The 8,872-nt window shown below is 64.8% G+C and carries 14 protein-coding genes and 1 pseudogene; 8 read left to right on the top strand and 7 right to left on the bottom strand.

Going from position 1 to position 8,872, the window contains the following annotated elements:
• Positions 1-105: 105 nt before the first annotated feature.
• The 5 genes and pseudogenes from ACXJL8_RS25635 (at position 106) to ACXJL8_RS25655 (ending at position 3,157) form a co-directional block, all read left to right on the top strand.
• A complete protein-coding gene (locus ACXJL8_RS25635; RefSeq protein ID WP_456685803.1) occupies positions 106-213 on the top strand; it encodes a recombinase family protein in 108 nt (35 codons plus the stop codon).
• 38 nt (positions 214-251) lie between these two features.
• Complete coding sequence (locus ACXJL8_RS25640; protein WP_456685804.1) at positions 252-446, top strand: hypothetical protein; 195 nt, start codon at positions 252-254, stop codon at positions 444-446.
• A 198-nt stretch (positions 447-644) separates the two neighbouring features.
• Positions 645-1,133, top strand: a complete 489-nt coding sequence (locus ACXJL8_RS25645; protein WP_456685805.1) for a BLUF domain-containing protein — start codon at positions 645-647, stop codon at positions 1,131-1,133.
• 521 nt (positions 1,134-1,654) lie between these two features.
• The gene (locus ACXJL8_RS25650) at positions 1,655-2,545 is read left to right on the top strand and encodes a cobalamin B12-binding domain-containing protein (protein WP_456685806.1); all 891 of its coding nucleotides are present in this window, start codon (positions 1,655-1,657) and stop codon (positions 2,543-2,545) included.
• Between the two features lie 181 nt (positions 2,546-2,726).
• Positions 2,727-3,157 (top strand): annotated as a pseudogene (locus ACXJL8_RS25655) (hypothetical protein).
• A 49-nt stretch (positions 3,158-3,206) separates the two neighbouring features.
• Here ACXJL8_RS25655 and ACXJL8_RS25660 read toward each other — a convergent pair.
• The 7 genes from ACXJL8_RS25660 to ACXJL8_RS25690 all read right to left on the bottom strand — a co-directional run bounded on the left by ACXJL8_RS25660 (position 3,207) and on the right by ACXJL8_RS25690 (position 7,331).
• A complete protein-coding gene (locus tag ACXJL8_RS25660) occupies positions 3,207-3,512 on the bottom strand; it encodes a DUF6894 family protein (protein ID WP_456685807.1) in 306 nt (101 codons plus the stop codon).
• A 176-nt stretch (positions 3,513-3,688) separates the two neighbouring features.
• Positions 3,689-5,212 (bottom strand): IS66 family transposase, encoded by a 1,524-nt coding sequence (gene tnpC, locus ACXJL8_RS25665; protein WP_456685808.1) that lies wholly within the window; start codon positions 5,210-5,212, stop codon positions 3,689-3,691.
• A gap of 68 nt (positions 5,213-5,280) precedes the next feature.
• Positions 5,281-5,637 carry an IS66 family insertion sequence element accessory protein TnpB gene (tnpB, locus tag ACXJL8_RS25670; protein WP_456685809.1) on the bottom strand — a complete coding sequence of 119 codons (357 nt, stop codon included), beginning with the start codon at positions 5,635-5,637 and terminating at the stop codon, positions 5,281-5,283.
• Entirely contained in the window at positions 5,634-6,065 is a 432-nt protein-coding gene (tnpA, locus tag ACXJL8_RS25675) for an IS66-like element accessory protein TnpA (protein ID WP_456685810.1), read from the bottom strand. Before tnpA ends, tnpB begins: the two co-directional genes overlap by 4 nt.
• A gap of 234 nt (positions 6,066-6,299) precedes the next feature.
• A complete protein-coding gene (locus ACXJL8_RS25680) occupies positions 6,300-6,761 on the bottom strand; it encodes a response regulator (protein ID WP_456685811.1) in 462 nt (153 codons plus the stop codon).
• 176 nt (positions 6,762-6,937) lie between these two features.
• Positions 6,938-7,069: a hypothetical protein gene (locus tag ACXJL8_RS25685; protein WP_456685812.1), complete on the bottom strand. Its 132-nt coding sequence runs from the start codon at positions 7,067-7,069 to the stop codon at positions 6,938-6,940.
• 10 nt (positions 7,070-7,079) lie between these two features.
• Positions 7,080-7,331 (bottom strand): hypothetical protein, encoded by a 252-nt coding sequence (locus tag ACXJL8_RS25690; RefSeq protein ID WP_456685813.1) that lies wholly within the window; start codon positions 7,329-7,331, stop codon positions 7,080-7,082.
• A gap of 108 nt (positions 7,332-7,439) precedes the next feature.
• Here ACXJL8_RS25690 and ACXJL8_RS25695 point away from each other — a divergent pair, with 108 nt between their 5' ends.
• From ACXJL8_RS25695 to ACXJL8_RS25705, 3 genes are all read left to right on the top strand, one after another.
• Positions 7,440-7,964: a MarR family winged helix-turn-helix transcriptional regulator gene (locus tag ACXJL8_RS25695; protein WP_456685815.1), complete on the top strand. Its 525-nt coding sequence runs from the start codon at positions 7,440-7,442 to the stop codon at positions 7,962-7,964.
• A 242-nt stretch (positions 7,965-8,206) separates the two neighbouring features.
• Positions 8,207-8,524: a septal ring lytic transglycosylase RlpA family protein gene (locus ACXJL8_RS25700; RefSeq protein ID WP_456685814.1), complete on the top strand. Its 318-nt coding sequence runs from the start codon at positions 8,207-8,209 to the stop codon at positions 8,522-8,524.
• Between the two features lie 198 nt (positions 8,525-8,722).
• A partial coding sequence (locus ACXJL8_RS25705; RefSeq protein WP_456685816.1) for a helix-turn-helix domain-containing protein occupies positions 8,723-8,872 on the top strand: 150 nt, incomplete at its 3' end.

Consider the following 8,872-nt stretch of genomic DNA (forward strand, 5'->3'; position numbering starts at 1 on the left):
CGCGTCAGGAGCGCTCGCTAGTACGGGCTCGCGCGTCAGGAGCGCTCGCTAGTACGGGCTCGGGATCTGGCCACGGACATCGCTGAGATCCGGACTGACGGTGCTGTGAGCCTCAGGCAGATTGCAGATGGCCTGAACGCACGAGAGATCCCGACAGCGCGTGGCGGGAGATGGTCTGCAATGCAGGTGCAGAGGGCCTTAGCCCGCGCTTAATTGGGTCGAGTGACGGCGACACGAAGAAGGAAAACACGATGGCAGATTTCCAAGATGGCAAGCACATGAAGTCCGCCAAGCTGCGCGCAACGGTGACCCAGACGCGCGGCAGCCCGGGCGCTCAGGGCTACACGAGCCAGGAAGCCTTGCAGAAGGAGGTGCCTGAGAACAATCGCGCGGCCCGTCGCCGTGATGCTGCCATGGCCAAGCAGACTAAGGACGAGGAGGCGTAAAACGCCTTATGCGCATACGGCACGTGTCGGGACCTGGTCAGCGGTGCAGGTGAAGCGTGTTGTTACCTGCAGGCTCCCGCCTTCTCACGTTCGGGAGGAGGCGGGAAAGCTGCCTTGGTTACTGCGCTGGAAAGGATATCCTGCCGCGCACTCGCCGGGCGGAGCGGCCTGCCTGGCATGGACGGAGCAAGCCCACCCATGTTCGACGAATTCGGTATTCCACGCGGCGCTGAGTTGGACGATGCCGCGCTGCCCCCGCTTTCCCATTACGTCTACTGCAGCCGTGCCGCCAGCAGCGTCGACGACGTCGAGGTCGGTCGCATTGTCGAGTCGGCCCAACGCAACAATCTCGCACGCGGCATCACCGGGGTGCTGGTTTATGGCAGCGGCGTCTTCTTCCAGTGGGTCGAAGGGCCGGCCGCCCAGATACAGAAGCTGATCGCGAACTTGCGTAGCGACCCACGTCATTACGATATCGTCTCGCTGGACCAGGGTGAGGAAGAGCGCGAGCGTCTGTATCCGAACTGGGAGATGGAGAAGGTCGAAGCCGAGGACATTCGCGCTGTGTTGCAGGACGCGCTCGAAAGCGCTGAAGACAAAAACAACGTCGCGGCACTAAAGCGTATTCTTGAACACTTCGCTTCGGGGCCGCTGGACTCAATCGGCCGAAGCCGATCAGGTCAGTGACGTCTACCTGCGCGCGTCTACCTAGCCCGGACAGCATGGCAGTGATGACGGAGGCTGCGGCGATCGGCGGACCGTTCGGCGTCATTGTACTGCAATATAATAAATATTCTGCAAAAATAAAAATATCTTAATTCTAGCAGATGAGACAAGGCACTAATGCAACACTCTCTTACTAGCACCATGCTTGTAATAGATGTAATCCCGGACCGTAACCCCAATGTTCATCGCAACATTACTGCTTGAAAAAATCGGACGCGACTCATCAATCGGGCATTCGTATTCGCCGGCATAGATCTTCCACGCCCAAAGCCGATTGCCGTTGAGACTTCGGCTGACCTCAACGTGCAGGCAAGAATTCCCAGGCTCTTTATCCGACATTTCTTATAATGCCATATGTACGGAAGTACACCAACGCGGCGCTGAGCCGCATAGCTTTACATCTAACCTGTCGGCAGCTTTGATGCCGGCACAAGATCGACAGGCCTCTGAGACCGTCGACGCAGTGCCGCCGGGAGGGGGTGATGACAAATCTGGCTTCGTCTGAAGGCTCATGGGGCAATCGTTCTCCTCAGGACGCTGACCGCGCGGCCCAGGCTCGCCAAGCGTATGCACGTAAACGCGCGGCCGAAGCCGCCCGAGAGCGTTGCCTGGCTCTGGGGCACCTCGTCCAGACCCAGATCATCCCCCAACTCGTGCTGCGGCATCGCAGGTCCGTCGCCGAGCAGATCAAACCCCCGTTTCAGCCGGATGCCGAGCAAGTCGCGGCCTTCACCCATCTGGCGCTCGCGCAGGATGATGCGTCCGTGATCGAGGCCTTCTCGGTTATGGTCGCGCAAGGCTACCCCGTTGATCGCCTATTCCTGGACCTTCTGGCACCCTCAGCCGCTCTCTTAGGCCGCATGTGGGAGGAGGACCTGTGCGACTTCGTCGAGGTGACGACCGGTGTCGCCCGCCTACAACATCTGGTGGCTCGGTTCCGGGTCGACAGAGAGGCGACCTCGCTCGACCGGCAGCCCCGTCTGCTCTTGATGAGCGCTCCCGGCGAGCAGCACACGTTCGGCGTCCGGATCGTCGAACAATTCATGTGCAGGGCAGGCTGGTCTGTCTCGGTCGGGCTCTCGTCCACCCCCGAAGAGATCGCTGCCTTGGTGGCGTCCGAGTGGTTCGACGTCGTCGGCCTGACGCTCAGCAGCGGAGCACGCCTCGATCAACTCGCAAAGGCCATCCGCTCGGTGCGGGATGCGTCGTGCAACTCAGCCATTGGCGTGATGGTCGGAGGTCCGGTGTTCCTGGAACATCCGGAACTCGTTCCTCAGGTCGGGGCGGATGCGTCTGCGGTCGACGCGGCGACGGCGGTGCTTCTCGCGCAACGGCTATTCGATCTCGCGACCGACAGCGCCCAAGGTATGTGACTAAAAATCAGCTGGTAGCGTCTGCAAGGTTTGTGCGATCTAAAAATCAATGCGCTGACAGGTACCCGCATTGAGGTGTGACGACTGGCGGCTCCCTACATCCCCCTTCTACGTGTGAACCCCCAACGGCAACGCCTTAACCGCTACGCTTTCTTCACGGCGAGTGGCACAGTGCGCCCCCATGCCGATCCGGCCCGAGCACCGCTTCTTCTACCCGATCGATTGGCCGCAGCTCTCGGCTGTGATCCGCTTCGGCCGCGCCAAGGGCCGCTGCGAGGGCTGCGGGCGGCCGCACGGGCGGAGATAGTCTACCACCTCGGCGATGGCCGCTGGTGGGACGCCGACGCCGGCCGGTGGCGAGACGGGCGGGGCAGGCGGATCCGACTGAAGGCTGGGGCGGTGGATGTGCTCGTCCTCGTGCGCACGACCCGGGTGGTGCTGGCCGCAGCCCATCGGGATCACGACACCTCGAACAACGCCGACGTCAACCTCGCGGCCTTCTGCCAACGGTGCCACATGATCCACGACCGGCCGGAGCATCAGAGGCGACGCTGGCGCACGCTGTTCAAGCGGAAGGCGCTCGGCGATCTGTTCGGCGGTCCCTATGCATGAACGCGCAGCAGCAGAGAAAGAGTGCGCCCTAGCAATGCTAGATGGCAATCTAGGCTGGTAGGCGGTCGGGTTTGTGGGCTCTGCCCGCACCAACATGGCAGCCTGGTATCAGGACTGGTCTATCGAGCCGCCTGCCGACGATGCTGAGGGATGCGGTGAACACCACACGCGCGGCCTCGTCCCGCACCAGCGCCAGCAGCTTGCTGCAGCCGTTCTGGTTAGGATAATGCAGTGCGATCTCCGATAGGATTTGCGCCGCGCGCCGGCCAGCCTCATCCGGGTTGGCGCACACCTCGCCCTCGGTGTCGCTCACGGACGACACATCGTCACGGATATCGAAGAAATAGCGCGGCATCTTGAGCTATCCTGTTGGTGGGCAACACCGCCGGTCAGGCCAGACACGCCGGATATGCAGCGGTCTGACGATTGCCGGGCTGTGAGGCGCTTCTGCGCCGTGCAGGCCGGCTCGGCTTCGGATCCGCGGCGCGGTCCCAACTCGGGGTGGGGGCTGCTTTGGCGTAAGCGCTGTCCTCAGGCCACGGCTTTCAGGGGTGGCGTTGATGGGGAAGCCCATGGAAGCAGATCATCGAGGCGCCGCTGCGGATGCCCCGCGACGATGCGGGTGATGACGTCAGCGAGGTAGGCCTGCGGTTCGACGCCGACGAGCTTGCAGGTCTCGATCAGGGAAGCGATCACCGCCCAGTGCTCGCCCCCGTTGTCCGAGCCGGCAAACAGGGCATTCTTCCGATTCAAAGCCAGAGGCCGGATCGCGCGCTCGACGGTGTTGGAGTCGATCTCGATGCGCCCGTCGTCGAGGAACAGGCTCAATCCCGCCCAGCGGCTCAGGGCGTAGCGGATCGCCTCTGCGAGGTTGCTCTTGCGGCTCAAAAGGTCGAGCTTCTCCCGCAGCCACGCCTCCAGCGCTTCGACCACCGGTCGGCTTCGTTCCTGACGGGCCGCCCGTCGCTCCTCGGCCGAGCGCCCGCGGATCTCGGCCTCGATCCGGTAGAGCGCGGCGATGCGCGACAGCGCCTCAATGGCGATCGGCGAGGCCGCGGCGAGGTCGTAGAATTGCCGACGCACATGGCTCCAGCAGTAGGCCAGCCGCACCGCGCCGCCCTTGGCCAAGCTCTCGTAGGCCGCGTAGCCGTCGACCTGGAGCACGCCTGCAAACCCGCAGAGATGCGCGATCGGTCGTCCAGCCGTGCGGTCGGGCGCGTACACGTAGGCAACGCCGGGCGGATCAGTCCCGCCCCAGGGTCGGTCGTCGCGCGCATACGCCCAAAGCTGGCCGGTCTTGGTGCGGCCGCGGCCCGGATCGAGCACCGGTGCCGTGGTCTCGTCGGCAAACAGCTTGCCCGAGCGCTTGAGCGTCTCCAGCAGCCGCGCGTGCACGGGCCGGAGGAGGAAGGCGGCGCGCCCGACCCAGTCGGCCAGCGTCGAGCGGTCGAGGCTGACGCCCTGGCGGGCGAAGATCTGCGCCTGCCGGTAGAGTGGCAGGTGGTCGGCATATTTGGAGACGAGCACCTGCGCGATGAGAGCGTCGGTCGGCAGGCCACCCTCGATCAGCCGCGCCGGCGCGGGTGCCTGCACGACCGCGTCCCCGCAGGCGCGGCAAGCGTAGCGTGGGCGGCGGATCACCAGCACCCGGAACTGCACCGGCACCATGTCGAGGCGCTCGGATACATCCTCGCCGATCCGATGCAGGTCACCCGAGCAGCACGGGCAGATGAGGCTGTCGACATCGACCACGTGCTCGACTCGCGGCAAGTGGGCGGGCAGCGCCCCACGGTTCGTGCGCCGCTTGGCCCTCCGCGCCTCCTTTTTGGCGGGCTCGCTTTCCTCGGCGGCAAAGCCCGCGGCCTCGACCTGCTCAGCCTCCTCCAGCCCGAGCAGAAGCTGATCCTCAGGCAGGCTCTCGGCGCGGCGGCCGAAGCGGTGGCGCTGCATGGCCAGGATGATCTGGCGCAGCCGCTCGTTCTCGGCGCGCTCCTCGGCGAGCAGCGCCTTGAGCGTCTCGGGGTCGTCGGACGAGGGCGAAGCAGGCGCGGCCACGAAGCGGATTAGATCAGATCCGCCAGTGACTTACCACTGCGATGAAGCCCGCTGGCCAGCCTTCTTGCTCAGCCTGCAACCGCCGGTACGCTCACGGCACGAGCCGCATGGACGCGCTTCCAGTCCAAGCCCTCCACAAGCGCAGCGAGTTGCGCCGCGCTCAGCCGAACCACGCCGTCCTCGATCTTCGGCCAGCAGAACTGACCCGCCTCCAGACGCTTGGTCGCGAGGACCAGTCCGCTTCCATCCCAGACCAAGAGCTTCACCCGGTCAGTGCGTTTTGACCGGAACACGTAGACCGTGCCGGAGAACGGGTCCGCGCCGATCGCGTCCCGGACCAGAGTGGCCAGCCCGTCCATGCCCTTGCGGAAGTCCACGGGCCGTGTGGCCAGCATCACGCGCACCGCGCCGGAGGGCCCGATCATGGGCAAGCCTTCAGCGCCTGGATCACCGCCGCGATCTGAGCCGCGCTCGCGCCCTGAGCGATGCGGACCGTGGCGCCTGCGATCTCGACTTCGATGCTGCGCCAGCCGCATCGCTCCCCCAGCTCTGGGCTCAGCTCGGCAGACGTCGGCTCCTGCCGGCCCACACTCGGAACGGCCGGCACGAACTGCAATGGGCGATGATCGTCGTGCCTCTCAGCCTGACGCATCAGGCGCCGCCACGTGAACAGCTGAGAGGCGCTCAGTCCATGTCGGCGGGCCACCGCGCTGATCGAGGTGCCCGGCCCATCACTCTCGGCGACGATGGCGGCCTTCTCCTCATCCGACCACGTTCGCCGCCGGCCAGCCCCGGTGAACAGCTCCAGGCGCCGGACCGGCTCCGACATAGCCATACGCTCTGACATCGACATGTGACGGAGCTCCCATTCCGCTCCGTATGTCGCCTTCACGCGGCCTGCCGGAAGGTGCCGTCCAGACAGCGCTTACGCTTTGGCCTGGGCCGAACCGTGTAGGACGGCGCGCAGCAGCGCGAGCTCGTGCCGGTCGCCGTCGACTGCTGCGGATGTGAAGACCGGCATCGTCCTGACTTCAATGTTAGGCGGAGTGGTGAGAAGCGGCTGGCACAACAGCCGAGCGCAGGCTCCTCAGCTCTTGTCCGCCTTGGACGGAGCAGCGGCGATATCTCCGCCCAGTGCTCCGCCCACTGGCGTTTGCATGATCGCGCCGGTCGGCACCACCGGAGCGCCCGAGTGAGCCCCATCGCCGTGCTCGTGAAGCAGGTTCTCAACTTCCTCAATCAGGGCCGAAGGGCGGTATGGCTTCGAGAGGAACTGTGCGCCAGCCGGCAGATCACCGGGGGCAGGCCGCATCTTACCAGAGGTCAGGATGATACCGACAGTTGGCCAACGGTGACGGACAAGGCGAGCGAGGCCGAGCCCGTCTATGTCGCCCGGCATGTTCCAATCAGTGAATAGCACCCGTACGTCACCACGTGCTTCCAGGAGCGTCATAGCCTCCCGAGCATCACGTGCCTCAAGGGTACGAAAGCCGGCGTCCGAGAGAATGTCAGCAGCGATCATGCGAACAAGCACGTCATCCTCAACCACGAGGACCGCAACAGGTCTGATGTCTAACTTAGATGTCACTGTCTCACCCTGCCACAAGCTTGATCATCGTCAGATCGAGAGCGTCTGTGGGGCTCAGACACAGCGATATTGTTTACCGTGACGAGCCGCTCCTCTTGAGCGAGGAAGTGCTGGCCCGCGTGTCCTTAAGCTGATGCCTAGAGCACGGACGACCGGCGGGGCAGCTGCCAGAGGTCGTCCTTGTTCGGGAACGGCTCCAGTCGCTCGCCGACCGCAAAGGTCAGGGCGGTCAGGAGAACCGGCATGAGGAGCACGGCAGCGGTGATCATCGCCGCCACTTCAGCGCTGGGCGTAGGGGCCGGGATAGACCACCCGCACCGCGCGGCCAGAGCGATCCTGCTGCGCATCGCGCGCACTGGCTGCCGGCAGGGCGGGGGCGCGGCTGTGCAGGGCGACCATGGCCGGAAGCGGCTTGGTGATCAGCGTCTCAGCATGCCCTGCACCACCGAAGGCCAGAACCCCGCAGAGGATTGCGCCGAAGCCCGTACCAGCAGCGGCAGCGAGCGTGAGCGGTGAGGTGGTGCGCGGCATGATCGAGTTCCCCCTGTCTTTGTTGGCCAATGATTAGCTGTCAAATCGTTGGATGTCAAACGATGAGTGATCTATGCCTTGCAGCGCTCATCGTGCTACATGGAAGCCATGACCCAGCCCGCTCGCCGCTTTCCGACCCAGACCGCCTCCGAACAAGCTGATGAGGGTGCGTCCGGCCCTGACGTGCTGCCGCTGGACCGGCAGCTGTGCTTCTCGGTCTATGCCGCGGCCCACGCGTTCACGGCCGCCTACAAGCCGCTGCTTGAGCCGCTCGGTCTCACCTATCCGCAGTACCTCGCCATGCTGGCGCTGTGGGAGGAGGACGGGCAGAGCGTGAAGCAGATCGCCACGCGGCTGCACCTCGACTCCGGGACGGTGACGCCGCTGCTCAAGCGCTTGGAGCGCGATGGTCTGCTGCGCCGTGGGCGCGATCCGGCCGACGAGCGGCTGCTGCGGGTGGAACTGACCGACGCCGGGCGCGCTCTGCGCCGGAAGGCGGGTGCTGTCCGGGAGCGGATTGTCTGCGCGCTCGGCGAGAGTGAGGAGCCCATCCAGGCGCTCAAGCGCGAGATCGATAGGGTCACCGCTCTGTTGGGACACCCTGAGAGCGCCGGAAGTGGCACACCTGAGTAGGTGCCAGCTTTAAGCACAGTCATGACGGCGGCCCAACCGTCAGCACCCAAGATTGTGAGTGCGCTCGCCGCATTATCTCGCCCCAAATGTGGCATGCGTCGGCACATACCAGCCATGCCTTAGCGCAACTCGATCTGGACACAATTGATCTGTTTTAGCGTCACCACTTGTAACAACAATGGGTACGCAGGTTGTTATTCAAAGTCCGACCGTCTCTTCTGGCCGCTTTCGCAGCTGTGTGCATGATCACTGCGGGCGGCGAGGGTAAAGCAGCATCCGGTCAGCAGGCAGGCGTCGCGTCGTGGTACGGCCCCGGCTTCCACGGTCGCAAAACGGCCAACGGCGAGCGCTTCGACATGAACGCGCTGACGGCCGCGCACCGCACTTTGCCGCTGGGGACGCATGTGCGGGTGACCAATACGCGCACAGGTCAGTCGGTCGTGGTGCGCATCAACGACCGCGGCCCTTACGTCGGCCGGCGCGTGATCGACCTGTCGAAAGCCTCGGCCCAGGCGATCGGCATGTCCGACCTTGCCACGGTGAGCATCGCGCGCTTGTAACGCGACGGCGGCCGCCGTGTACCGCGCGTGGAAGGCCCGGGCGGTGACTTCGCCCCAAGCCTGAGAGCGGAATACGTTCGACATATCGTCCGGCCGCAGACCCTCACCGCGTAGCTCAGCTCACGCCCTTTAGAGCCGTGCCCGGCCGCGTTGCGACGGGTTAGCGGTTTGCCGCGTTGAGTGGTGAAGGAGCCCTCGATGCCTTCACCGTTGTCTGTCGATCTGCGCGAGCGTGTCGTGGCGGCCGTGGCCGAGGGCGCCTCCTTCCATCGAGCGGCGGCCCGGTTCGGTGTAAGCGTGTCGAGTGCCAGCCGCTGGTCGGAGCGGTTCGCGCAGGAAGGCCACGTC

It is taken from the genome of Bradyrhizobium sp. P5_C11_2 (assembly GCF_054049755.1).